The sequence below is a fragment of the Marvinbryantia sp. genome (assembly GCF_047017445.1).
Lineage (GTDB): Bacteria > Bacillota > Clostridia > Lachnospirales > Lachnospiraceae > Marvinbryantia.
Window position 1 is genome coordinate 169011 of record NZ_JBKXTT010000005.1, and the last position, 24787, is coordinate 193797.

The 24787-nt window shown below is 52.5% G+C and carries 22 protein-coding genes and 1 other annotated feature; of the genes, 19 read left to right on the forward strand and 3 right to left on the reverse strand.

The annotated features are described in order from the left end of the window. Nucleotides 1–8 precede the first annotated feature (8 nt). From ACLU9Q_RS07485 to ACLU9Q_RS07520, 8 genes are all read left to right on the forward strand, one after another. On the forward strand, nucleotides 9–2174 hold the full coding sequence (locus tag ACLU9Q_RS07485; RefSeq protein WP_412624879.1) for a complex I subunit 5 family protein: 2166 nt from the start codon (nucleotides 9–11) through the stop codon (nucleotides 2172–2174). Between the two features lie 118 nt (nucleotides 2175–2292). Next, a complete protein-coding gene (locus tag ACLU9Q_RS07490; protein WP_412624880.1) occupies nucleotides 2293–3486 on the forward strand; it encodes a BMP family lipoprotein in 1194 nt (397 codons plus the stop codon). A 173-nt stretch (nucleotides 3487–3659) separates the two neighbouring features. Beyond that, nucleotides 3660–5198 (forward strand): ABC transporter ATP-binding protein, encoded by a 1539-nt coding sequence (locus tag ACLU9Q_RS07495; RefSeq protein ID WP_412624882.1) that lies wholly within the window; start codon nucleotides 3660–3662, stop codon nucleotides 5196–5198. Next, nucleotides 5191–6324 carry an ABC transporter permease gene (locus ACLU9Q_RS07500; protein WP_412624883.1) on the forward strand — a complete coding sequence of 378 codons (1134 nt, stop codon included), beginning with the start codon at nucleotides 5191–5193 and terminating at the stop codon, nucleotides 6322–6324. The genes ACLU9Q_RS07495 and ACLU9Q_RS07500 overlap by 8 nt, the downstream gene beginning before the upstream one ends. After that, nucleotides 6324–7265 (forward strand): ABC transporter permease, encoded by a 942-nt coding sequence (locus tag ACLU9Q_RS07505; protein ID WP_412624885.1) that lies wholly within the window; start codon nucleotides 6324–6326, stop codon nucleotides 7263–7265. Before ACLU9Q_RS07500 ends, ACLU9Q_RS07505 begins: the two co-directional genes overlap by 1 nt. 15 nt (nucleotides 7266–7280) lie before the next feature. Beyond that, nucleotides 7281–8174 (forward strand): hypothetical protein, encoded by an 894-nt coding sequence (locus ACLU9Q_RS07510; RefSeq protein WP_412624886.1) that lies wholly within the window; start codon nucleotides 7281–7283, stop codon nucleotides 8172–8174. Between the two features lie 152 nt (nucleotides 8175–8326). Then, complete coding sequence (gene spoVAD / locus ACLU9Q_RS07515; RefSeq protein ID WP_412624936.1) at nucleotides 8327–9337, forward strand: stage V sporulation protein AD; 1011 nt, start codon at nucleotides 8327–8329, stop codon at nucleotides 9335–9337. Nucleotides 9338–9362: 25 nt separating this feature from the next. Continuing rightward, a complete protein-coding gene (locus ACLU9Q_RS07520; RefSeq protein WP_296837947.1) occupies nucleotides 9363–9719 on the forward strand; it encodes a SpoVA/SpoVAEb family sporulation membrane protein in 357 nt (118 codons plus the stop codon). Nucleotides 9720–9732: 13 nt separating this feature from the next. On the opposite strand, the gene ACLU9Q_RS07525 is transcribed toward ACLU9Q_RS07520, so the two are convergent. Then, the gene (locus tag ACLU9Q_RS07525; protein ID WP_412624887.1) at nucleotides 9733–10866 is read right to left on the reverse strand and encodes an ROK family protein; all 1134 of its coding nucleotides are present in this window, start codon (nucleotides 10864–10866) and stop codon (nucleotides 9733–9735) included. A 185-nt stretch (nucleotides 10867–11051) separates the two neighbouring features. Here ACLU9Q_RS07525 and ACLU9Q_RS07530 point away from each other — a divergent pair, with 185 nt between their 5' ends. From ACLU9Q_RS07530 to ACLU9Q_RS07545, 4 genes are all read left to right on the forward strand, one after another. Continuing rightward, nucleotides 11052–12101, forward strand: a complete 1050-nt coding sequence (locus ACLU9Q_RS07530; protein ID WP_296837953.1) for a zinc-dependent alcohol dehydrogenase family protein — start codon at nucleotides 11052–11054, stop codon at nucleotides 12099–12101. Nucleotides 12102–12219: 118 nt separating this feature from the next. Further along, entirely contained in the window at nucleotides 12220–12396 is a 177-nt protein-coding gene (rpsU, locus tag ACLU9Q_RS07535) for a 30S ribosomal protein S21 (RefSeq protein ID WP_006864570.1), read from the forward strand. A gap of 244 nt (nucleotides 12397–12640) precedes the next feature. Continuing rightward, the gene (locus tag ACLU9Q_RS07540) at nucleotides 12641–13321 is read left to right on the forward strand and encodes a hypothetical protein (protein ID WP_296837963.1); all 681 of its coding nucleotides are present in this window, start codon (nucleotides 12641–12643) and stop codon (nucleotides 13319–13321) included. A gap of 3 nt (nucleotides 13322–13324) precedes the next feature. Continuing rightward, a complete protein-coding gene (locus tag ACLU9Q_RS07545; RefSeq protein ID WP_296908530.1) occupies nucleotides 13325–15283 on the forward strand; it encodes a hypothetical protein in 1959 nt (652 codons plus the stop codon). A 142-nt stretch (nucleotides 15284–15425) separates the two neighbouring features. On the opposite strand, the gene ACLU9Q_RS07550 is transcribed toward ACLU9Q_RS07545, so the two are convergent. Together ACLU9Q_RS07550 and ACLU9Q_RS07555 are read right to left on the reverse strand one after the other, a co-directional pair. After that, the gene (locus ACLU9Q_RS07550) at nucleotides 15426–17333 is read right to left on the reverse strand and encodes a protein kinase domain-containing protein (RefSeq protein ID WP_296908528.1); all 1908 of its coding nucleotides are present in this window, start codon (nucleotides 17331–17333) and stop codon (nucleotides 15426–15428) included. After that, complete coding sequence (locus ACLU9Q_RS07555; protein WP_296908526.1) at nucleotides 17326–18432, reverse strand: hypothetical protein; 1107 nt, start codon at nucleotides 18430–18432, stop codon at nucleotides 17326–17328. The genes ACLU9Q_RS07550 and ACLU9Q_RS07555 overlap by 8 nt, the downstream gene beginning before the upstream one ends. Before the next feature lie 213 nt (nucleotides 18433–18645). Next, nucleotides 18646–18896 (forward strand) — a binding site (T-box leader). Between the two features lie 102 nt (nucleotides 18897–18998). On the opposite strand from ACLU9Q_RS07555, the gene ACLU9Q_RS07560 reads away from it, so the two are divergent. The 7 genes from ACLU9Q_RS07560 (at nucleotide 18999) to cobI (ending at nucleotide 24787) form a co-directional block, all read left to right on the forward strand. Then, nucleotides 18999–20003, forward strand: a complete 1005-nt coding sequence (locus ACLU9Q_RS07560; RefSeq protein ID WP_296840296.1) for an ABC transporter substrate-binding protein — start codon at nucleotides 18999–19001, stop codon at nucleotides 20001–20003. A 14-nt stretch (nucleotides 20004–20017) separates the two neighbouring features. Next, nucleotides 20018–20950 (forward strand): ABC transporter permease, encoded by a 933-nt coding sequence (locus tag ACLU9Q_RS07565; protein ID WP_296840293.1) that lies wholly within the window; start codon nucleotides 20018–20020, stop codon nucleotides 20948–20950. After that, nucleotides 20944–21753 carry an ABC transporter ATP-binding protein gene (locus ACLU9Q_RS07570; RefSeq protein WP_296840283.1) on the forward strand — a complete coding sequence of 270 codons (810 nt, stop codon included), beginning with the start codon at nucleotides 20944–20946 and terminating at the stop codon, nucleotides 21751–21753. Before ACLU9Q_RS07565 ends, ACLU9Q_RS07570 begins: the two co-directional genes overlap by 7 nt. A gap of 123 nt (nucleotides 21754–21876) precedes the next feature. Beyond that, the gene (gene nrdG, locus ACLU9Q_RS07575) at nucleotides 21877–22368 is read left to right on the forward strand and encodes an anaerobic ribonucleoside-triphosphate reductase activating protein (protein ID WP_296840269.1); all 492 of its coding nucleotides are present in this window, start codon (nucleotides 21877–21879) and stop codon (nucleotides 22366–22368) included. Nucleotides 22369–22381: 13 nt separating this feature from the next. Then, complete coding sequence (locus tag ACLU9Q_RS07580; RefSeq protein WP_296840266.1) at nucleotides 22382–22816, forward strand: dUTP diphosphatase; 435 nt, start codon at nucleotides 22382–22384, stop codon at nucleotides 22814–22816. Between the two features lie 98 nt (nucleotides 22817–22914). After that, the gene (gene cbiD / locus ACLU9Q_RS07585; protein ID WP_412624889.1) at nucleotides 22915–24072 is read left to right on the forward strand and encodes a cobalt-precorrin-5B (C(1))-methyltransferase CbiD; all 1158 of its coding nucleotides are present in this window, start codon (nucleotides 22915–22917) and stop codon (nucleotides 24070–24072) included. A 25-nt stretch (nucleotides 24073–24097) separates the two neighbouring features. Then, complete coding sequence (gene cobI, locus ACLU9Q_RS07590; protein ID WP_412624890.1) at nucleotides 24098–24787, forward strand: precorrin-2 C(20)-methyltransferase; 690 nt, start codon at nucleotides 24098–24100, stop codon at nucleotides 24785–24787.

Below are 24787 nucleotides of genomic sequence, written 5' to 3' on the forward strand. Positions count from 1 at the left end.
ACGCAAAAATGGAAAACAATTTCTTTTTACTGGCGGTTATCGTATTTTTTCCGATGCTTGGAGCGGGCGTATCCTTCCTGGCGGGAAGAAAAGATAAGACGCTGCGCGACCGGGCGGCGGGCTGCGTCACGATCGCAGAGTTTCTGCTTGTGCTCCTTCTGCTTATCATAAAAGGGGCAAACGGGGCGGGCTTTACGGTTCCGGGCGTCTGCGGCATGGGACTTTCCTTCGAGACGGAGGGCTTCCGCGCAGTATACGGCGCGATCGCGGCGTTTATGTGGATGGCGACGACGCTGTTCAGCGCGCAGTATTTTGCGCACTACAGCAATCGGAACCGCTATTACCTGTTCCTGCTGGTGACGCTTGGGGCAACCGAGGGAATCTTCTTCTCGGCGGATCTTTATACGACCTTTGTGTTCTTTGAGGTGATGTCCCTTGCTTCTTACGTGTGGGTAGCGCAGGACGAGAGAGAGGAGTCCCTGCGCGCGGCTGCGACCTACCTTGCCGTGGCGGTGATCGGCGGTCTGGTGATGCTGATGGGCTTGTTCCTCCTGTATAACCAGGTCGGCACCTTAAAGATCAGCGAGCTTCACGACGCCTGCGAGGGCAAAAATGTGTACGTGGCGGCGGGGTGTCTGTTCTTTGGCTTTGCGGCGAAGGCGGGCGCTTTTCCCTTACATATCTGGCTTCCGAAAGCGCATCCGGTCGCTCCGGCTCCGGCGAGCGCGCTGCTCTCCGGTATCCTGACGAAAACCGGTATGTTCGGTATTCTGGTGATCAGCTGCAAGATCCTGCTGCACGACTGGAAGTGGGGAACCTTCGTATTGATCATCGGCACGCTCACGATGGTGGTCGGTGCCATGCTCGCATTGTTCTCCGTTGATTTCAAGCGCACGCTGGCGTGCTCGTCGGTGTCGCAGATCGGCTTTATCCTGGTGGGCGTCGGGATGCAGGGACTGCTCGCAGAAGAAAACGCCCTTGCGGTGCGCGGGAGCATTCTTCACATGGTGAACCATTCGCTTTTCAAGCTGGTGCTTTTTATGGTGGCGGGCGTCATCTTTATGAACCTGCATAAATTAAACTTTAACGAAATCCGCGGCTTTGGCAGAAAGAAGCCGCTGCTCGCGGCAATTTATCTTTCCGGAGCGCTCGGCATCGGCGGCATTCCGCTGTTTTCTGGCTATATCAGCAAGACGCTTATCCACGAGAGCATTGTGGAGTATATGGAGGCGCTCAAAGAGGGCGCGCTGGCGCAGGGCTTTTTTGGCGTCAGCGATATGAAGATCATCGAGTGGCTGTTCCTTATCAGCGGGGGACTTACCGTGGCGTATATGTGCAAGCTGTTCTTTGCGGTGTTCGTTGAGAAAAACAACGACGCGGCAGTGCAGAAAAAGTACGACAGCATGTGCGGAAGGTATATGAATAAGGTGAGCGCGGCAGCAATCGGCGTTCCGGCGCTGCTGTTTCCTCTGATGGGCGCGTTTCCGCATCTGACGATGGATAAGATCGCTGATATGGCGCAGAGTTTTTGCGGGCTTGCGGAAAATCCGCACACGGTGGCATATTTCAGTCTGACAAATTTAAAGGGAGGACTGATCTCCATCACGATCGGCGTGCTGATCTATGTGCTTATCGTGCGCACCTGGATGATTGTAAAGCAGCCGGACGGCAGCACCGTTTACGTGAACCGCTGGCCGCGCGTGCTGGATCTGGAGGATTATGTGTACCGTCCGATCCTGCTGACGGCGATCCCGGCGGTGTGCGGCGGCGTCTGCACGGTGCTCGACCACGCGGTAGATTTTCTCGCAAAAATCCTTCCGATAGCCGGAAGCGTGGAGGCTGGCTTTTTCGATACGATCACGGACGGCGTGATCGTGTTCCTGCGAAAGACCATCTACCAGGACAGTCCGCAGCCGCATGAGCTGGAGGAGGGCAATGCGCTGACGCATGTGTGCGGGCGCATCGTCAACCGGATCGTCGGGCTGCTCAATCTGACCGTATGGCGCAGGCATCCGAAGAAGAAAGATTATGAGCACAGCTTCGCGCTCGCCTACGAGAGCTTTAAGGAGAATACCGGCATCATCGGCCGAAGCCTTTCCTACGGACTGATCCTGTTCTGCCTGGGGCTTTGCGGAACGCTGATCTACCTGCTGGTTTCCATGCTGATGCATTAAATTATAAAATTATTTTTAGAATAGAATTATAAAATTATTTTTAGAATAGCTTGCTTATATTTCGAAAAAATGTTACTATAATATCACTATTGTTAATCACTAAAGGAGGTAAAGAATCATGAAAAAGAAACTCATGGCAGCAGTGCTTGCAGGTGCAATGTTACTGTCTGCTACAGCATGCGGCGCGAAGGAAACGGCTACAGAGGCGGAAACCTCCAGCGTTGTGCAGAATGAAACAGAAACGACAACTTCCGGCGAGACCTACAGAATTGCGATGGTTACAGACTCCGGTGATATCACAGACCAGTCCTTCAACCAGACGACCTACGAGGCATGCAAGGCATTTGCAGAGGAAAACGGCGTAGACTTCAACTACTACAAACCGGGCGGAGATTCCGATGCGGACCGTATCGCGGCAGTTGACCAGGCGTGCGCAGAGGGCTACAACATCATCGTGCTTCCGGGCTATCTGTTCGGAGCTACCTTAAGAGAAGAATCCCCGGCTTATCCGGATGTGAAATTTGTGGCGCTCGATATGTCTGAGGCAGACCTTCGCGGCGATCAGACGGATGTCGATCTCTCTGAGGTTTATAATGTAGAAAATACCTACTGCGCAATCTACCAGGAAGAGCTTCCGGGCTACATGGCAGGCTATGCGGCAGTAAAGATGGGTTATAAGCATCTCGGCTTCCTCGGCGGTATGTCCGTACCGGCAGTTATCCGCTATGGCTTCGGCTACGTGCAGGGTGCAAACGCAGCGGCTGTAGAGATGGGCATCGAGGATGAGGTTACGATCGAATACGCATACGGCGGACAGTTCTACGGCGACGCTGATATCACAGCAGCGATGGATACCTGGTATTCCACCAACGGCGTAGAAGTAGTATTTGCATGCGGCGGCGGCATCTATACCTCCGCAGCAGAGGCAGCGGCAAAGGTTGGCGGCAAGCTGATCGGTGTTGACTCCGACCAGGTTCCGGTCATCGACGCATACGGCGAAGGCATGACCATCACTTCCGCAATGAAGGGTCTTGCTCCGACGGTAAACACACTGCTTTCCGCGATCGTTCTGGAAGGAACATGGGATCAGTATGTCGGCAAGATCGACAACCTTGGTCTGGTATCCGAGAATCCGGAAGATAACTACGTACAGCTCCCGCTTGAGAGCACGCAGTGGTGCGACACCTTCACAGAGGACGACTACAGAGCGCTGGTAGCTTCTATGGTAGCAGGCGACATTACGGTTGACAACAACACCGAGACCATGCCGGAGACAGCGATCACTGTAAACGACCTTGGAAACATCAAATAAAAATTTTATCTGAAAAGATAAGAGGGGCATTGCAATGCGGCAGAATTCGCCGCAGAGCAGTGCCTCTTTTTTGATGAATTGCATAATGTTATCATTATTTTTTCTTTGAATTCTGTAGAATATATGGTAGAATAAAAATATATGCGAGAGAGGAAGAAAGGGGGAAGGTGACATTGGAAAATTATGCTGTCGAGATGCTTGGCATTACGAAACGCTTTCCGGGCATCATAGCAAATGATAATATCACCCTTCAGCTAAAAAAAGGTGAGATCCATGCACTCCTTGGAGAGAACGGCGCAGGAAAATCCACGCTGATGAGCGTGCTTTTCGGGCTGTATCAGCCGGAGGAGGGCGAGATCCGCAAGGATGGAAAAAAGGTGGAGATCAGGGATCCGAATGATGCGAACGCTCTGGGGATCGGCATGGTGCATCAGCATTTTAAGCTGGTGGAGTGCTTCAGCGTCCTGGACAATATCATTCTTGGCGTGGAGACGACGAAGGGCGGCTTCCTGCAGAAGGAGGAGGCAAAGAAAAAGGTGATGGCGCTGTCTGAGAAATACGGCCTGCAGGTGGATCCGGACGCGCTGATCGAGGATATCACAGTCGGGATGCAGCAGCGCACGGAAATTTTAAAGATGCTGTACCGTGACAATGAGATACTGATCTTCGACGAGCCGACGGCAGTGCTCACGCCGCAGGAGATCCAGGAGTTGATGGCGATCATGAAGAGTCTGGCGGCGGAGGGAAAGAGTATCCTGTTTATCACGCACAAGCTGGCGGAGATCATGCAGGTTTCCGACCGCTGTACCGTTCTCAGAAAAGGAAAATATGTGGGCACCGTTGAGACAAAGAATACCACGCCGGAAAAGCTGTCCGCGATGATGGTTGGAAGGGACGTTAATTTTGCCGTAGAGAAAGAGGATGCGAAGCCGGGCGAGGTGGTGCTCGATATCCAGGGCATGACGGTGGCGTCGAAGCGTCACAAAAACAATGCGGTGAACAATGTCAGTATGCAGGTGCGCCGCGGCGAGATCGTCTGCATAGCCGGAATTGACGGAAACGGCCAGACGGAATTTGTCTATGGCCTGTCCGGGCTGGAGCCTTTAAAATCCGGTACGATCAGGCTGTGCGGCGAGGATATCACCCATGCGCCTATCCGGAAGCGTTCCGTCATGGGCATGAGCCACATCCCGGAGGACCGCCACAAACACGGGCTGGTGCTTGATTACACGCTGGAAAACAATATGGTGCTGCAGCGCTATTTTGAGCCGCAGTTTACCAATAAAGCGGGATTTTTGAAGAAGAAGGATATCCGCGCCTACGCGGAGCGTCTGATCGAGCAGTATGACGTGCGTTCCGGGCAGGGACCGGTTACGCTGGCGCGCTCCATGTCGGGCGGAAACCAGCAGAAGGCGATCATTGCCCGTGAGATCGATAAAAACCCGGAGCTTCTGATCGCGGTGCAGCCGACGCGAGGTCTGGATGTCGGCGCGATCGAGTATATTCACAGTCAGCTCGTGGCGCAGCGCGATGCCGGAAAGGGCGTGCTTCTCATCAGCCTGGAGCTGGACGAGGTTATGAACGTGTCCGACCGCATTCTTGTAATGTACGAGGGTGAGATCGTCGGAGAGTTTGATCCGAAGAAGGTTACGGTAGAGGAGCTTGGCCTTTATATGGCGGGCGCAAAGAAGGGAGGCAGCACAAATGAATAAAAAAGAAAAGAGGAGCCTCCTGCGCAACGGTGCGTTTCAGTCTCTGTTAGCTTCGCTGGCCTGTATTCTGATCGGTCTTCTGGTCGGTTATATCGTACTGCTGCTGATCAATCCGGCAGGAGCGGGCAAAGCGATCATTTCTATTTTGAAGAATTTTATGTATTATCCGACGCAGGTGAAGGCGCTGCAGTATTTCGGAACGACGCTGGTAAAGACGGCGCCGCTGCTTCTGTGCTCGCTTTCCGTGCTGTTTGCCTATAAGGTGGGACTTTTCAACATCGGCGCGGCGGGACAGTATGTGGCGGGCGCGGGCGCATGTCTCTACTGTGCGCTGGCATGGAATCTTCCGTGGTATGTCTGCATCCTGGCGGCGGTGGTCGTTGGCGCTGCGCTGGCGGCAATTTCCGGTCTTTTAAAGGCATACTGCAATGTAAACGAGGTAATTTCCTGTATCATGCTGAACTGGATCTCTCTGTATGTGGTGAATATGCTGCTCTCCACGGTGAAGGATCCCTCAAGCCCGTACTCTGAGGCGCTGACCTCCAAAAATCCGGGCGCGATGATTCCGTCCATGGGGCTTTCAGCGCTTTTTGCCAACAACAAATACGTGACGATTGCGCTTCCGCTGGCGGTGGTGGTGGCGATCCTGGTGTGGGTGCTTCTGGAAAAAACGAAGCTCGGCTATGAGCTGAAGGCGACGGGCTTAAACAAGCAGGCGGCGAAATACTGCGGTATGCGCGAGAAGTATAACATCATTCTTACGATGGCGATTTCCGGCGCGCTTGCGGGAATGGGCGCTGCGTTTTTCTATCTGACCGGCGTGGAGCAGTGGGCGGTTACGCAGACGAGCGTTCCGGGCATGGGCTTTAACGGAATCGCGGCGGCATTTTTGGGAGGACTGCATCCGATCGGAGCGGTTTTCTCCTCCTACTTTATCCAGCATATTACCAGCGGCGGCGCATACGTGGATAAGTCGATGTACTGCTCGCAGATCTCGGATCTGATCTCGGCGCTGATCATTTACCTCTGCGGCTTTGTATTTTTCTTTAAGCTCTGGCTGAACCGGCTTCTTGATAAGCGGGACGAAAAACGCGCGGCGCAGATGCAGAAAGGAGGCGAAGCATAATGCTGCTTTTGATCCAATACACATTAATATTTGCTTCCGTTCTGATCCTGGTGGCGCTCGGCGGATGTTTTTCCGAGCATAGCGGCGTGATCAATATCGGATTAGAGGGTATCATGGTTATGGGAGCGCTTGGCGGCGCGCTGATGCTGAAATTCGTTCCGGCGTCCGTTCCGGCGATTGTTATGATCGTGCTTGTTATCGTGGCGGCGGTTGCGCTTGGTATGCTGTATTCCCTGCTTCTGGCAGTGGCAGCGATTAATTTCAAGGCGGATCAGACGCTGGTCGGCACGGCGCTGAACCTTCTCGGCACGGCAGCGGCGGTCGTTATCGTGCGTGCGATCAACATGGCGGAGAGCGCTGATAACGTATCCGCTACCATTACCTATATTGAGAGTAAGAAGGCGTTCCTGGTGCGCATCGGCGGATTTGAATTTAACTGGTTCATGCTGATCGCGCTGGTTGCGCTGGTGGTATCCTATATCGTGCTTTATAAAACGAAATTCGGACTTCGCCTGCAGGCGTGCGGCGAGCATCCGCAGGCGGCGGATTCCGTTGGCATCAACGTGTATAAAATGCGTTATGCGGGTGTACTGATCTCCGGTATGCTCGGCGGTCTTGGCGGTATCGTGTACATCACGGCGGGCGTGAGCGAATGGAAATTTGAAAACGGCGTGGCGGGCTTCGGCTTCCTGGCACTTGCGGTAATGATCTTCGGTCAGTGGAAGCCGGTAAACATCGGTTTCGCAGCGCTTCTGTTCGGTCTGTTCCGTGCGCTGTCCAACGTATACACCGGATTCCCGGCACTGGTAGCGTTAAAGCTTCCGAGTACCATCTACAATATGCTGCCGTACATCATCTCCCTGGTAGTGCTCGCGTTTACCTCCGGCAAGTCGCGCGCGCCGAAGGCGGAGGGTGTTCCGTACGACAAGGGGCAGAGATAAAACGGAGGAAAAGATATGCGATACCGGATACAGAAACTGGCGGTATGCTTTGGCATGGGAGTGCTGCTCGCATGTGGTGTTACAGCGGGGGCTGCCGATCTTATGGACGGATTTGTGAGGACTTCTGACGGGCAGGGAAATTATGTCATTGATTTTGCGGAAGTCCAGGTGACGCTGCCGGAAAGCTGGCAGGGGAAATATGGCATTCATCTGACAGAAAGCAGCGCCATGTTTTACCACATCAGTTCTATGAAGGCTGCAAATCTGGAAGGGTATACTTCGGCAGGTCATATGTTTACGATTAATTTTAGCGAGAACTATGATTTTATGAGCTATTATCCCTCATATTCTATTGTCGGAGGTACAGAAGAGGGTGTTTATTACCTGACATTTCCTACGGATGTTCAGGGCTTCGGTGATGAGGAAAGTCTGCAGGAGTGGCGCGAACTATGCGACGATATGGACTTTGTAAAGGAACATATTGTGCTTACGAAAGGACAGAGTGATGGGGCGGCAGATACCGGGGAGGATGCCGGGGAACCGGTGAAAGCGGCGGTGCAGCTTTACGAAGGAGATTACCGGGAGAGTGCTGTTTTCTGGGACGGCGTTCTGGAGGAATATTACACACTGTCTATTTCGGAAGTCACCGATACTTCATTTGAGTTTACCATATGGAAGGTGAATGGCGCTACGGGAGATGCGCAGACTGTTTTCATGCCGAATACGGCATATTTTGAGAACGGAGGTAAAACAGCGGCTTTCTATGGACAGGAATATACGCTGAAGTTTTATTTTCCGGATGATCACAATGCGCTTCCGGCGGTGACAGATATTGTGGTTACCGGTTTTGCTCCGGTAGAGGGAAAGACAATGGTAAATAACGGCGTGCCGGGACATGAGTTTAGTTAACAGGAAAATGAATAAAGGTTAAGAAAAAGGAGACACTAGCGTTAATAGGGTGTCTCCTTTTTGGCTGCCAGGCGACCGGGATGCCTGCGGCGGCAGGAATCCGTATGTACGATTGCCGTGCACAGGGGACATGCGGAAAGGTTGTGGAAATGATGAATCAGATGATGGGAAAGCAAAGTATACAGTTTGACAGGGCGCCGCATATCATTGGATCGTCCTCTGTGGTGGGAAAGAAGGAGGGCGAGGGTCCGCTTGCGAAGGCGTTCGACCTGATCTGCAGTGATGATCGTTTCGGAGAGGATAACTGGGAGAAATCGGAGAGTACCATGCAGAACGAGGCGATGAAAACGGCGCTGCAGCACGCAAAGCTCCTCCCGGTGCAGGTGCGCTATCTGTTTGGCGGCGATCTCCTGGGGCAGCTCATCGCCACGTCCTTTGGCATGGAAAATCTGGATATCCCGCTGTTTGGGCTTTACGGCGCCTGCTCCACCTGCGGGGAATCGCTGTCGCTCGCGGCGATGACGGTGGCGGGCGGCTATGCCGATTATGCGGCGGCGATCACGTCAAGCCACTTTGCGAGCGCGGAAAAGCAGTTCCGCTTTCCGCTCGGCTACGGCAACCAGCGTCCGCTGGCGGCGACCTGGACGGTGACGGGCAGCGGTGCGTTTATTCTGGCAGAGAAGGGCGGTCACGCGCGCATCACCGGCATCACGACGGGAAAGGTCGTCGATTTTGGCGTGAAGGATTCCCTGAATATGGGTGCGTGCATGGCGCCGGCGGCGTGCGACACCATCTATCAGAATCTGATGGATTTTAATCGCCAGCCGGGGGACTACGATAAGATCATTACCGGTGATCTGGGATATGTGGGACAGACGATCCTAATTGATCTTCTGAAGGAAAAGGGGTTTGACATCGCAAAGCAGCACATGGACTGCGGAATTGAGATCTACGACCGCGAGACGCAGGATACGCATTCGGGCGGAAGCGGCTGCGGCTGCTCGGCGGTGACGCTTGCGGCGATGATCCTTCCGAAGATCTGCAAGGGCGTCTGGAAGCGCGTGCTGTTCGTGCCGACCGGAGCGCTGCTCTCGACGGTGAGCTTCAACGAGGGGCAGAGCGTGCCGGGGATCGCGCATGGGGTCGTGATCGAGCACTGTTGATAATAAAAAATCAGGGGGAAATACGATGGAATATATCACTGCATTCTGGGTTGGAGGACTGATCTGCGCGCTGGTGCAGATCCTTTTGGAGAAAACAAAGCTGATGCCGGGGCGCGTCATGGTGATCCTGGTGGTGACGGGGACGATCCTGGGAGCGCTCGGCATTTATAAGCCCTTCCAGGAATTTGCCGGGGCGGGGGCGAGCGTGCCGCTTCTTGGTTTCGGAAACGTGATCTGGGAGGGTATGAAGGAAGCGATCGACAAGGAGGGCTTTATCGGACTGTTTAAGGGCGGATTTACAGCAGGAGCCGCCGGGATCGGGGCGGCACTGATCTTTTCCTATATCGCAAGCCTGCTCTGTCAGCCGAAGATGAAGAAATGACGCTGCGAAAGAATTACGAAATCAGCGCTTCTTTCTTTAAATAATCGCAGATGAATGTGAGGGCGGCGCCGACCAGCGCTGCTTTTTCTCCGTGATGGCCTTTGTGAATCTGAAAATCAACGGTTCGAAAGGTAGTGTAAGAGAGAACGCTGTTTTTCACATACTGCAGATCTTCCGGCGAAAAATACTTTGCCAGCAGCCCGCCGATAATGATATCGGAGCCCGTTACCATGCGCAGATTATCGATCAGCAGGGCGAGCTCCTGCAGATAATTGTGCCAGATCCGGACAGCCTTAATGTTTCCGATACGTACATTCTGAAAAAAAGCGGGGAAATTTTCTGCTGCACTGCGCAGCAGGCTGTTCGCGGAGCAGTAGGCATCCGCACAGCCGCGTTTTCCGCAGTAGCAGAGATTGCCGTTTGGATGGAGCGTCATATGCTCGACGGTTCCGCTGCTGAGCTGCGGGGTGTGCAGCACGCCGTCATGCAGGATGACCGCAGAGCCGAGATGCGGATTGAGCGACAGATAAATAGCGTTCTCCAGTGATGGATCGTGCCAGTGCTCCGCGATCGCGGCTGCTTCCGCATCGTGGATCAGCGTGAGCGGGCAGGAAAAACAGCGGGCGAAGTCGGAGCGGGAAAATGCATTGCTGTTTAAGATTTTTCCGTACAGAATATGCTCGCCGTCCGCGGCGACGATCCCCTGGATGGTCACGGCGATGCCAAGGATATCCTGCGGGTCACGTTCCAGGGAATTTATAAAGCGGTTGATCCATCCGCCGAAAAGAGAAAAATACGCCTCATCCGTCAGAAAGCTGATCTCCAGAGTGTCGTTTCTGAGGATTTCCCCGCGCAGGTTTACTGCCGCCACGTTGAGCCGTTCTGCCAAAACCTCCACTCCGATGGCAATTTTGGCGTTGGCATTGAATTTGTACAGAACAGCCGGACGACCGCCGGTGGCGGTCTGCACAGAGCCACGGTAAATTTTGTTTGCAGCCAGCAGTGTATTCAGATTCTGCGAGATGGTGGGAAGGCTGAAATTCAGCTCGCGGGAGATCATATCCTTGGAGACGCCGTCGCTTTCGTAAATCATTTTGTAGACCATGCTGCAGTTCAGTTTTCGGATTTCGGTGGTGGTAATGCTCATAAGAGCCTCCTTTATTTTAAAAAAATCGGGACTGTTTTTTTACAAAATGGCGGATCACATTGGTAAAAATACATAAATAAATGCGTCGTTTCGCCGATTGCAATTTCCGATATCTATGATATAGTACTATTATAGAAAAGATTTTTATAAAAGTAAATAATAAAATATGACAAGGAGACGAGAAGATGAAGGGAACATTTTTTGTCGGGGCCGATCAGCCTCAGAAATTTGAAGTGCGCGAAATGAATTTTGCGCCGCTGAAGCCGCACGAGGTGCTGGTGAAAAATATGTCCGCGGGAATCTGCGGAACAGATGTACATATTTATCACGGGGAGAAGGGTTCGGCGGAGGTGGCGCCGCCGGTGGTCCTTGGACATGAATACGCCGGGATCGTGGTGGAGACAGGAGAAGCGGTAACGGGTGTTGCCGTCGGAGATCATGTGACGCTGGACCCCAACATCTACTGCGGAACATGCAGACCGTGCCGCATGGGGAAAAAGCAGAATTGTAAGCACCTGTTCGCTCTGGGCGTGAATGTGAACGGCGGTTTTGCGGAATACTCTGTAGTGCCGGATACGCAGTGCTTTCTGCTGAAAAAGGAGATTCCTTTTGACGTGGGCGCGATGACGGAGCCGCTTGCCTGCGCGATCCATGGCATTGACCGCTGCAATATCCAGCAGGGACAGAGCGTGCTGGTAATTGGAGGCGGCACGATCGGGCTTCTGATCGTCCAGCTTGCAAAATTAAAGGGCGCTTCGCCGATCATCCTGAGCGAGCCGATCAAGATGCGCCGAAAGATCGGCCTCTCTGTAGGCGCGGATGCCGTGATCGATCCGCTGCACGAGGATGTGGCGGAGACGGTGCAGAAGCTCACCGGGGAGGACGGCGCGGATGTGGTGATCGAGTGCGTGGGCAAGACGTTTGCCGTACAGCAGGCGATCGACGCAGCCGGTCCGGGCGCGATGGTTATGCTGTTCAGTGTTCCGGCGGTCGATGCGACCATTCCGCTGCCGTTGTTCGATATGTACAAAAAAGAGCTGACGATTGGCGGCTCCATGATCAATCCCGATACCCATCAGCGTGCGGTCAATCTGATCAACGCACAGCGCCTGGAAATTGAGAAGCTGATCACGCACAGCTACGATCTCTATCATCTGGACGACGCGATCCATATGCAGATGAGCAGCGAGTCCATCAAGGTGGTGGTACATCCGCATGACGGAGAGAAAAAGTAATTTTCAAAATCGCTTGACGTATGACCGGAAACTGGGTATAATATCTCTAGTGCAATAAAAAATACCCACAGTTGTATTATGCACAATCTACAACTGGAGGGAGGTTAGGTGTGAGACTATGTCAAATGTAATCGTTAAAGAAAACGAGACTTTGGACAGCGCATTACGCCGTTTCAAAAGAAACTGCGCGAAAGCTGGCATTCAGCAGGAGATTCGTAAGAGAGAGCATTACGAGAAGCCGAGTGTAAGACGTAAAAAGAAGTCCGAAGCAGCTCGCAAACGTAAATTTAACTAATGTGCAGAAAATAAATTCCCGGTCGTAAGACCGGGAATTTTGTGTTATTTCCGTGAGCAACGAGCCAGGTATCCGCACATGTGCGGATATTTGGCGACTGCCGCGAGGGTGAAGCCAGTTCTGTTGGCTTGAGACGCAACAAACAATGTGATCCGTGGACGCCGGAAAAAGGTTGCCAAATCTGCGAACTGCGGTATGCTATACTGCCTTATATAAAAAAGATTTTTAGAAAAGGAGGAACATTATGAGGCAAAAGCATTGCAGCATGTACCGGCGGCTTTTTCTTCTGGCAGGCTGTCTGACGCTTAACGTATTCTTTTTCCCTTCAGGGGAAGCGGGCAGTACCGTAAAAGCAGAGGAAGAGCAGCAGGAAACAACTACGGCGGATGAAGCGTCGGAAGAGACACAGGAAACAGCCGCGGCAGATGGAACAGAGGATGACTGGGTCTGGATGGAGGGCGAGCCGGGCAGCACGTATATGCTCCCGCTTGGCGGGATGGCTTTTAAGATGCCGGGAGAGTTTGGATTCTGGGTTTATGAGGGAGAATCCATTTTTGCCGCATCGGGGATGATAGATGACCTGTCACTGTTCTTTTTCGGCGTTCCAGAAAAAAATTACTGCGAAAATGAAGAGGACGCGATAACCGGAAATCTGGATGATCTTTCGGAAGAAGAGCAGAAGCGCTTTCTGGAAAAAATTACAGCACAGTCGGAATCCATTGGAGGAGAGATCTTGCCGCTGGGCAACTATACGTTTGTATCCGATGCCGCTTATTCAGAGGAAAACCAGTTTCTTATGCAGTCGCTGATTACTGTCGTGGACGGTGTCCGCTATACGATAGCAGGCGCAACGGAAAACCGGGGTATGGATGAACAGGATCTGCAGATTCTGCTGGCGTTTGCCAGTCTTCTGGAGGAGGCATAGCTTATGAAAAAAACATTAAAAAAGGCGATGGCACTGATGCTGTGCCTGTCTGTAGCAGCCAGCTCTGTGGCGGCAGCGGAAATTACAGCTCCTGCTGTCGCGGATACAGCGGATGTTTATCAGACGCAGGATGATGGAAAGATAAATAATCAGAAAACCGATGAGAAAGAAACGGAAAGTGAGAGCGAAACAGGCACTGTGACAGGTTCTGGCGGCGTTACGGTAATCACACCGCCGTCATCCGAGCCGGAGACGGAGCCGCAGAAGCCGTCGGAACCGGAAACGGATACGCCGCCGTCATCTGAGCCGGAGACGGAGCCGCAGAAGCCGTCGGAGCCGGAAACGGACACGCCGCCGTCGTCTGAGCCGGAGACAGAGCCGCAGAAGCCGTCGGAGCCGGAAACGGATACGCCGCCGTCGTCTGAACCGGAGACGGAGCCGCAGAAGCCGTCCGAGCCGGAAACAGATACGCCGCCGTCATCTGAACCGGAGACGGAAACAGAGCCGCCCCAGGTTGCGCCTACAGGGCAATGGTTGCCGTCCGGTTCAACGTACGTGTATATAATATCATCTAATTTAGCATATGCACTGGTCTGGGGGGACTGGAACAGACGAGGGGTATATCATGTGAATCAGAAGGCTGTACCGAATGAATTAGAACCGGGAAAATGGGCATTTGAAATCAATAAGCAGTCCTTTGATTGCGATTACTGGCAATATAAACAAAAGATGGGTTATTATCCGCCATATCCACCGGAGCATGCTCATTTTTATGAAGGTGTTCCCGACCCCTATGAGCCGGAAACGGAACCTGACACAGAAGAACCATATCCTCCGGAAACAGAAATGCCGGAGCCATCCACGGAACCGACCTCAGAGTTCCCAACGGAACCGACCACGGAGCCGTCCACGGAACCGTCTACCGAGCCGGTTACCGAACCTCCCACGGAATCCGAACCGGACAGTGAAACGGAATCTGAGACCGAAACAGAAAAGGTGAATAAGGAAAAGCTGCAGGAGCTGCTGCAGGAGGCTGCGAAGATTGCTTCCGAACATATGAATAATCCGGTGGAGGAGCTTACAGATGCAAGCTTTAAGGAACTGGTTCTGGCAGGCTCCAACGCTTCCGGCGTTTATAAAGAGGGTTCCTCTACACAGGAAGAGGTAGATGCTGCCGCCAACTGGCTGGAGCTTGCAATTAGGACGCGGCAGCTTTTACGGACGATCAGCGCGCAGAAACTGAAGGCTACGCTTGACAGTCTGCAGACAGAGGTGGATATGGTTAATTATACCATTCGGAAGGGAATGCCAATAAAATATGCTTCCGCCGCATGGGAGCAGTTTGCGGATCTTTTTGAGGCAACGCAGTATTTTTATGAGCAGCATTGCGCCGGAAACGGCAATTACGTGGAGGCAAAAGTAATCGATGCAACGCACAGTAAGCTGATTTCCTCGTATGTTGCGCTTCAGCGGAAGACAACGGGCAGCAGCGGGAAAAAGGACACAGGCTCGAAAAAAAATACATCATCCGATGAGCTTCTGGATAATCTTCAGGATACATTGGAGACGATAAACAAAGGCGAATACCAGGAGACTGCTCTGGAGATCCTGCTGACAGCGCTTGAATCAGAAAAGAAGGTGAGCAGTGAATTTGCAGCCGGGCTCAGGAAGCTTATGGGGGTACTTAACTTTGCAAAGCTGATGAAGGACTCCAACGATGCGTATGATGCGCATGTCCCATACGAAGTAAATCCAAAGCTGTATGATTGGGTAAATGAGCATCTTATTCCAACGGAGGTTGTACCGGGAACAACAGAGAATCTTAATACAATAATGAAAGGGCTGGAAAATAAGTCAAGGCAGTCAAAGGACATAATGAAAACATTCGACTCCGAAGGAGAAATAAAATTGCCGGAATACGCCATAGGAGATGCGTCCAGAGAATATATAAATAATAATTAGTATATCCGATATCGTAAGCAGGAGGGAGCGATTGCTCCCTCCTGTCTGTTATTGCCATGCATACGACAAAAACGTCCGGTGGACGTTTTTTCGTATCGCTTATGAAGGATGCTTGCAGCGCAAAATCCGGCAGAGCATAGATTCATCCTGGCAATTTTGAGATAACATGAACCAGCATCTGTGTGCTGCGCTCCTCGCCGGTCTGTCTGCTGCGGATCCGCGCGGTGAGCGTCGCCGTTCCCTGGCGCAGCCCATGTACGCGGCCGCGGTCATCTACCGAAGCGATCTCGGGATGGTCGCTGCTCCAGCTTACCTCCAGAACCGGGTCCAGGTCGCATACCTGCGCGTCCACCACCAGCTTCCCGCCGAGAATATCGGAAAAGTTTTCCACATATTCCTGGTTTTGCTGTGTGATCAGATTCTGCTGCCAGTAGTTTTCATCAAAAAACAGCAGATGGGAACCGAGCAGCTCCGTCATCTCATAGCTGTTTCCGGCTCCGTCCACCAGTGTGCAGCCGGTCACTTCAAGGAGCACATTGCTTTCGCTGTAATTAAAATTCTGCATGATCACGCCAACATATTCCAGAGGAAACTCCTCCGTATCCTGGAACGGCAGCTCCGTGTGCAGCCTGTTATCCTCAGTATAGAAAAAATCATAGGTAAGCCCGGCGTTCTGCCAGCCCCTTTTATCGCCCTTTCCGTTATAAAAGCTGAAAAAGGAGTAGGTGTCGAGCGCGTCGGTCGTGTCCCGCTCGTATGTAAAGTCTTTCAGCAGAATGCGCACAGCGGTATCGCCCTGCACCTGCACCTCCATGATATTATCCTTCAGCGGGTAGCGGACGTTCTGCTGCGTGAGGATCACGGAATCGTCCGTTTCCAGCGGGTACTGTGTCAGATCCAGAACCGTGTCCTCTTTCGGTGGCTGGTTCAGAAAAACAGCTGCGGCAGTACCGGCCAGGACAACTGCGCCGGCAAGCGAAGCAAGAAGGATTTTTCGTTTCCGCTTCTGCCCGGCTGCAGCCGGTATTCTGCTGTTTTGACCCTCCGGCACAACTTCTACGGCAATGCGTCTCGTTCCGTTTAGAATTTCCAGAAGCTCCTGCGTATCCTTTAAAAGCTCTTCTGTGTTCTGGTATCTCTGGTCCGGAAGCACGTGCATTCCTTTTGAAAGAATCCGGTTCACCTGCATGGCGGCCACTTCCTTTTCGTGAAGAAGCAGTCTGGAATATGGGGAGATAATTTCCGGTTCGCGTTTCAGCTCCATATCCTGTGGACGCTCTCCGTCCATAAGAATGCAGTAAAAAATGCAGCAGACGGAATATAAATCCGTCCACGGACCGAGCTCGTCTGTTTTCTGCAGCAGGATCTCGGGAGCCATGTAGCCTTCCTTTCCGGGATAGTAAGAAAGGCGGAACAATTCTTCTTTGTCGCTGCCTTTTTCTATACAGCAGACGCTGTTAAAATCCAGAAGAAGAATCTCAGAAGGGAAGCTCTCATCCTGTGTGTCAAGAAGAAAGATGTTTTCCGGACTGAGGTCCATATGCAGAAAACCATGCGAGTGAAAAATCCGCAGCGCATACAGAATATTCTGAATGCACAGAACGGCGTCTGTCAGAGAGGGAAAGCCCTTTTTTTGCTTTAACACATCTCCGAGTGTCTGTCCCTTCCGCGCAGAAAAGACGGTATACAGCGTTTGGTTTTGCTCAAAAGAATCCAGATTCTGCGCAATATTCCGGTCGGCGTCCATACCGAGAATCAGGTGAACCTGGTTTCCGGACAGATAGCTGTTTTTATGAAATTCAAACAGCTTTTCTGCGTCGGCTTTTACATGAAGCTGCATCTGTTCATCCCGTGTGATGCCTCCGTCAGGCGTGTAAGGATAAAGCTCCTTGATCAATACGGTATGGATATGCTCCGACATCAGAGTATCCTGATAAGACGCCTGGTAAACCATTGAGTTGGCGCCGGAACTGATAAATTTTTCGATTTTATAAGTTTGTCTGCCTCCGTGAAGCTGGTAACCTTCCGGAAGCGCCTGCCGTTTATCCATTGCAATTTTCCTGCCTGTACACTAAACGTCCCCACGTTTCCTTATTTTCCGGTTCATATAGCTGACGTATCATCTGAACCATTCTGTCGCTGATAGAGTCCTCCTCGTCCTCTGAACGGATTGCTGAAATGACGAGACTGTCAAAGGGATTGTGCGGATTCAGAAGCGGAAACCCGCATTCAGACAGCATCAGATCAATTCTCCGGCAATGCTCCCGCGCATAATTCTCCGGAGAGCACATAGTCTCTCCGTCGGTAGCCAGATAGAGAAGCAGCAATGTCTTCCGGTCAACATCTCTTTTTCGGCTGTACATTTCATAGATCGTCCTGGAAGAAGGCCAGGATTTCTTAATGGTTTTCTGCAGCCTGGTGTATTCTTTGGTATCTCTGGCATAGGGTACGTCCATGCGGAGATATTCTTCCACCACCTGCCGGAGCGTATATTTCTTTTCATCCAGAAAACTGTTATCTTCCGAGGCGGGAGAGATGAGACAGTCTATCATCTGTTTAAATTTCCGGTAAGCCGTATTGTGACAGCACCCGAACCGACCGCGGTTTTTCTGAAGAAATAATGCCAGTTCCTGCTCTGTTGCTACATTGCGGAAACTATTCTGGAAAAAAGAAGTCAGGTAGCCTGTTTTTTCCGATCTTCCGTATTTGAGAATGTATTCGCGGTATTCTGCTGTGGTAGCAGGGAGCTTCTGATCCCACACACGGGTCAGAAGGGCGCGCGCTTCCGGATAATCCATCCCGCTGCGCAGAGCGAACAGATAAACCAGCTCTCTGGGATTGCGGTAGTGAATACTGCTTTCCGCAGTTATTCCCAGAAGACGGTTTGCATCTGCCTCATTGGCATGCAGCGCGAAGCAGATCTTGAAAAACTCTTCTCTGTTTGCCGGAAGATTCCTGTCTGCCAGCCAGTTGCTGATCTTCCGGGAGATTTTCTCCCGGTCTGTTGAGGGATTGTATTCACAGAATTTGTCCGTCAGCTGGTTTTTCAAAGGCTGACTGCCTTGCCAGATTTCTTTTAACAGCTCAGAAAACTTCCGGGATTCCGGCTGCGCCGGATTATTAAAACAAGTGTATCCTGCATCGCTCATAGATAGAACCTTTCATAGCGTAGATCATGCTGTAATAAAAATACTTTACCATGAGTTTTTAACAAATTCAATAAGCATCCTGATGAATAAAAGATTATAGCATTTTGAGACTATTCTTTGTGGCAACTTTTTTCCGTAAAATTGCCATACCTTTTTTTAAATCACCGGTTGACAAATGCACTTTAGCGTGCTAAAATCCATTATATCAATAGGAACAAACCGTTGAGAAAGAGTAGTAGGCATTTCGATGAAATCACAGAGAGCCGCAGGCGGTGGGATTGCGGTATGGAATGATTTGCTGAATGGACTTTTGAGGGCAGCCTGAAATAAGAAGTATAGAGTAGGCGCTGTCGGGAACCGAACCCGTTATCAATCAGGAGTGTATGAAAGTACATGCGAAAGTGGACGTTTACGTTAAGTTGAGTGGTACCGCGATAATAATTCAGATTATTACCGTCTCAGGCAAGAAATTGTTTGAGGCGGTTTTTTTTCGCAAAAGTATTCGGCCGCGTAAATCCCGGTATGGAAAGGCAACAAAAAATTTAAATATAAAGGAGAGTAAAATTATGAAAAGAAAAGTATTGGTAAGCACAGCAGCAACACTGACAGCAGCGGTTATGATGGCAGGAAGTGCGATGGCGCAGGACTACAAGGTAGGCATCATCCAGTTTGTGGACGACGCTTCTTTAAATCAGATTGAGAAAGCGATCGAGACGCGTCTGGATGAGATTTCCGCGGAGGGCGAGGATCAGTTTATTTATGACGGTTATGTGTTTAACGGGCAGGCGGATGCGACGACACTGAACCAGATCGCAACGCAGCTTATTGCGGATGAGGTGGATGTGATCGTGCCGATCGCAACCCCGGCGGCGCAGATCGTGCAGACTGCCACAGAGGATAATCAGATCCCGGTGGTATTTTCCGCGGTATCCGATCCGGTGGGCGCAGGACTTGCCGAGACAATGGAAGCTCCGGGAGCAAACATCACCGGCACCAGCGATTCCTTAAATACGGCGGCGATCCTGGATCTGATGTTTGTGGCAAATCCGGATATCAAGTCCGTAGGACTTTTGTACAGCCAGTCCGAGGATTCCTCCAAACAGCCGATTGCGGACGCAAAGGCATATCTGGAGGAAAAGGGCATAGAGGTAGTAGAGAAGACCGGTACGAACAACACTGAGGTTTCACAGGCGGCGGACGCACTGATCGCAGCGGGCGTTGACGCGGTATTTACACCAACCGACAACACTGTTATGACGGCTGAGCTTGCAATTTATGAGAAATTTATTGACGCGGGCATTCCGCACTATGCAGGCGCAGATTCCTTCGCACTGAACGGCGCGTTCTGCGGATACGGCGTAGACTATGAAAACCTTGGCACGGCAACGGCGGATATGGTTGTGGAAATCTTAAAGGGCGCTGATCCGGCAGCGACTCCGGTGCTCACCTTTGACAATGGTATCGCGACTGTGAACACCGAAACAGCAGAGGCGCTCGGGCTTGACTACAGCGGATTTGCAGAAAAATGCACAGCTGTTGTGGAAACCGTTACCGCAGAGGAATTTGAGTAAGGAGAAGAAATATTATGGGATCACTGTTATCGCTTCCGGTCATTATCAGCGCGCTGGAGCTTGGCTTCATCTACGCGCTGGTAGCGCTGGCGCTCTTTCTGAGCTACTCCATTTTAAATATCGCGGATCTGTCGACGGACGGCTGCTTCACGCTTGGCTGTGCAGTCGGCGCGCAGATCGCGATCATGGGGCATCCGATCCTCGCGCTTTTTGCGGCGATGGCGGCGGGCGTCTGCTCCGGCTATATTACGGCGTCGCTGCAGACGAAGCTCGGTGTGGAGCCGATCCTTGCCGGGATCATCGTTAATACGGGGCTGTACACGGTCAATCTCGCCGTGATGGGCTTTTCGTCAAATCTGTCGCTTTTTAAGTGCGAAACCATTTTCAGCCTCTTTAAGGACGTGTTCGGAACGACCTGGTATAAGCTGATCACAGCGATCATTGTGGTTGTCATTGTCTGCCTGCTTCTGGCGTGGTTTCTGGGAACGCGGCTGGGGCTCTCCATCCGCGCCACCGGAGACAATGCCGATATGGTAAAAGCCTCCAGCATCAATCCTGGCTTTACGATTACCGTCGGGCTTTGCGTTTCCAGCGCGATGACCGCGCTTTCGGGCTGCCTGATCGGACAGTATCAGAAATCCTGCGATATCAACCTCGGAACCGGCATGGTCACGATCGCGCTTGCCAGCCTTATCATCGGCGAGACGCTGATCGGAAAGGGCACCATGTTTAAGAGGATCGTCGGCGTTATCCTTGGAAGCTGCCTGTACCGCTTTGCGATTGCGATCGCTCTGCGCCTGCATATTCCGGCGGAATGCTTAAAGCTTGTCTCGGCAGTGATCGTTGCGATTGCGATCGCTTCTCCGTATATAAAGAACCAGGTCGCTTTTCAGAAGCGGAAAATGGCGGCGATGTCTGCGAGAAAGGGAGGCGGCAGCAAATGTTAAAACTGACAAATGTAAAAAAGACCTTTAACGCAGGCACGGTGAATGAAAAGGTGGCACTCTCGGACGTCACCCTTACCGTGGAAAACGGAGAGTTTGCCACGATCATCGGCAGCAACGGCGCCGGGAAATCAACACTCTTTAACTGTATCGCCGGGAGCTTTTACGTGGATGAGGGAAGCGTGGAGCTGGATGACCGCGATATCACTTATGTTCCGGACTACAAACGCGCGACGGAGATCGGCAGGCTGTTCCAGGATCCGATGCGCGGAACGGCGCCGCATATGACGATCGAGGAAAATCTGGCGCTCGCTTATCTGCGCGCGTCCAAAAGCGGAAAAGGCTCCGCATTCTCCCGTATCAGCAAGGGACAGCGCGATTATTTCCGGGAGCGGCTTTCTCTGCTCGGCATGGGGCTTGAGGACCGCATGAAGCAGCCGGTGGGTCTGCTCTCCGGCGGACAGCGTCAGGCGCTCACGCTTCTGATGGCGGCGACCCTGGTTCCGCCGAAAATCCTGCTTCTTGACGAGCACACCGCGGCGCTCGATCCGGCGACGGCGGAGAAGGTGCTGGAGCTGACGAGAAGCATTGTGGAAGAAAACAATCTCGCCTGCCTGATGATCACGCACAACATGCACTCCGCGCTCCAGATGGGCAACCGCACGCTGATGATGGACGGCGGCAGAATCGTTCTGGATATCAGCGGCGAGGAGCGAAAAGGGCTGACCGTGGACGGCCTGCTGGAGAAATTCTCCGCCGGGGCGGGCAAGGCGCTGGATAACGACCGGATTTTGTTTTCAAAGTAAGGGAATCTTCTCTTGACGTGCTTCTGTGAAAATGATAAAATCAGTAACAGGCACTAAATCGTGTGCTGCGTAAAATACAAAAATACAAAATATTGATTCAGAAGAGCGTTTGGAGAGATATTTATGAGATATCACAATATCACAAAGGATGACATGTTAAACGGCGACGGGCTTCGTGTTGTGCTCTGGGTGGCGGGCTGCGCGCACTGCTGTCCGCAGTGCCAGAATCCGATCACCTGGGATCCGGACGGAGGGCTTTTGTTCGATGACGCGGCGAAGCAGGAGCTGTTTGAGCAGCTGGAGCAGCCGTATATTTCCGGCATCACGTTCAGCGGCGGCGATCCGATGTATCCTACGAACCAGCTGGATATCGAGGCTCTGGCAAAGGAGATCAAAGAAAAGTTTCCGGATAAGACGATCTGGCTGTACACCGGCGGGCTGTGGGAGGAAGTACGCAGAAGTCCGGTCATGCGCTATGTGGACGTGCTGGTGGACGGCGAATTTGAGGTAGATAAGCTGGATAAGCAGCTCCACTGGAAGGGCAGCTCTAATCAGCGTGTGATCGATGTACCAAAGTCGCTGGCGTCGGGCAGCGTTGTATTGCACTGTGAGTAAAGGAGCGCCGGAAATGGAAAAAATACAGATTAAATATTTTACGGACAAAATTGAGCCGCTCACCTATGTCGACGGAAAGTCAGACTGGATCGACCTGCGTGCAGCGGAGGAGATTGTGCTGAAGGCGGGTGAGTTTAAGCTGATCCCGCTTGGCGTTGCCATGCGTCTGCCGAAGGGGTACGAGGCGCATGTGGTGCCGCGCAGCTCCACCTTCAAAAACTATGGGATTATACAGACGAACCACTTCGGTGTGATCGACGAAACCTACAGCGGCGACAATGACCAGTGGTTTATGCCGGTGTACGCGGTGCGCGATACGCAGATCCATGTAAACGACCGCATCTGCCAGTTCCGTATCATGGAGCATCAGCCGACCATTGTGTTTGAGCAGGTGGAAAAGCTGGACAGTACAGACCGCGGAGGTTTTGGAAGTACCGGCAAAGCATAGAAAAGAGAGTATACCGTTGCCTGTTTCGGGCAGCGGTTTTGTTGGTGTATAAATGACAAAAAATTAACGCACAGGATATGGGATAGTGAGGGCACTTTATGGAGCACAGGACCGGTCTGGAGGACCGCTATGTACTGAAAAATAATAAGCGGCTGCGCTGCGGCTACACGACAGGCACCTGCGCTGCGGCTGCGGCAAAGGCGGCTGCCTTTATGCTGTTTCTAAAGAAGGATATCCGGGAAATCGAGCTGACCGTGCCGGAGGGGACGTGCCTGCATCTTGCGGTGGAGGAAATCTGCCGGGAGCCGGAAGCGGTATCCTGTGCGGTGCGCAAGGACGGCGGGGATGACCCCGACGTTACGCATGGTCTTCTGATTTTTGCCAGGGTAAGGAAAAGCGACGCGGACGGCGTACAGATCAGCGGCGGACGAGGTGTGGGCATTGTCACGAAGAAGGGCTTGTGGCAGCCTGTCGGGGAGGCGGCGATCAACCGGGTTCCGCGGGAAATGATCACCCGCGCGGTGGAGGAGGTCTGCGAGGAGCTGGAGCAGCCCTGCCGGATAGCGGTGGAAATTTCGGCTCCCGGCGGGGAGGAGATCGCGCAGCGCACCTTTAATCCGCGGCTTGGCATAGAGGGCGGCATTTCCATTCTGGGCACCAGCGGCATTGTGGTGCCGATGAGCGAGGAGGCGCTGATCGCCAGCATCCGTCTGGAGATGGAGATGAAGCGGGCGGCGGGCAGAGAGTATCTTCTGATCACGCCAGGCAATTACGGCGAGGATTTTTTGCGCGAGGGGATGAAAATTGACACATCAGACAGCATGAAATGCAGCAACTACGTGGGCGAGACGCTGGACAGTGCGGTGGAGCTTGGTTTCCGGGGCATTTTGTTTGTGGCGCACATCGGAAAATTTATCAAGGTATCCGGCGGCATCATGAATACGCACTCGCGCTCGGCAGACTGCCGTGCGGAGCTGATGGCGGCGCAGGCGCTGCGCGCAGGGGCGGATCCGGAAACTGTGCGGCGGATTTTGGATACGATCACTACAGAGGAAGCGCTTGACATTTTAAAAGAAAAAAATCTGGCCGCGCAGACGATGAGGGAAATCCTGCCGCGCATCCGTTACTATCTGCAGCATCGCTGCGGGGGCGCGCTGAAAACGGAGGCAGTGCTCTTCTCAAACCAGCATGGCTATCTCGGTGAAACCGAAGGAGCGGAGGAACTGCTCCGGCAGTTTCGCGCGGCGGACAGATAAAATACAAAAATGAGCAGGAGGAAATATGCAGGGAATATTATATGGAGTGGGAATCGGACCGGGAGACCCGGAGCTGCTGACCTTAAAGGCAGCGCGTATTATCCGGGAAGCGGATGTGATCGCTGTTCCGGGGACGAAAAAAGAGGAGACGGTCGCCTGGCAGATCACGGTGCAGGCAGTGCCTGAGATCGCCAAAAAAGAATGCCTGGAGATCCATATGCCGATGACGAAGGAGAAGACGGCTCTGAAAGAGAGCCACGACGCAGCGGCAAAGCAGGTGGCGGCAGTATTAAAAACAGAAAAAAATGTGGCGTTTCTGACGCTCGGAGACCCCAGCGTGTACTCCACTTATCTTTATGTGCACAAGAGAATCCTCGCGATGGGATACCGCGCGGAGATGGTGAGTGGGATCCCTTCATTCTGCGCGGCTGCGGCGCGTATGAACATCGGGCTGGTGGAAAAAGCGGAGCCGCTTCATGTTATCCCGGCTTCCTATCAGATAGAGGACGCCTTAAAGCTTCCGGGCACGAAGGTGCTTATGAAGGCAGGCAAAAAGATGCAGGAGGTGAAAAAACAGCTCCTGCAGATGGAAAACACGGAAACGTTGATGATTGAAAATTGCGGGATGCCGGGAGAAAAGCTGTACCGCGGCGCAGAGGAGATTCCGGAGACGGCGGGGTACTATTCACTGATTATAGTAAAGGAGAAGGAATGA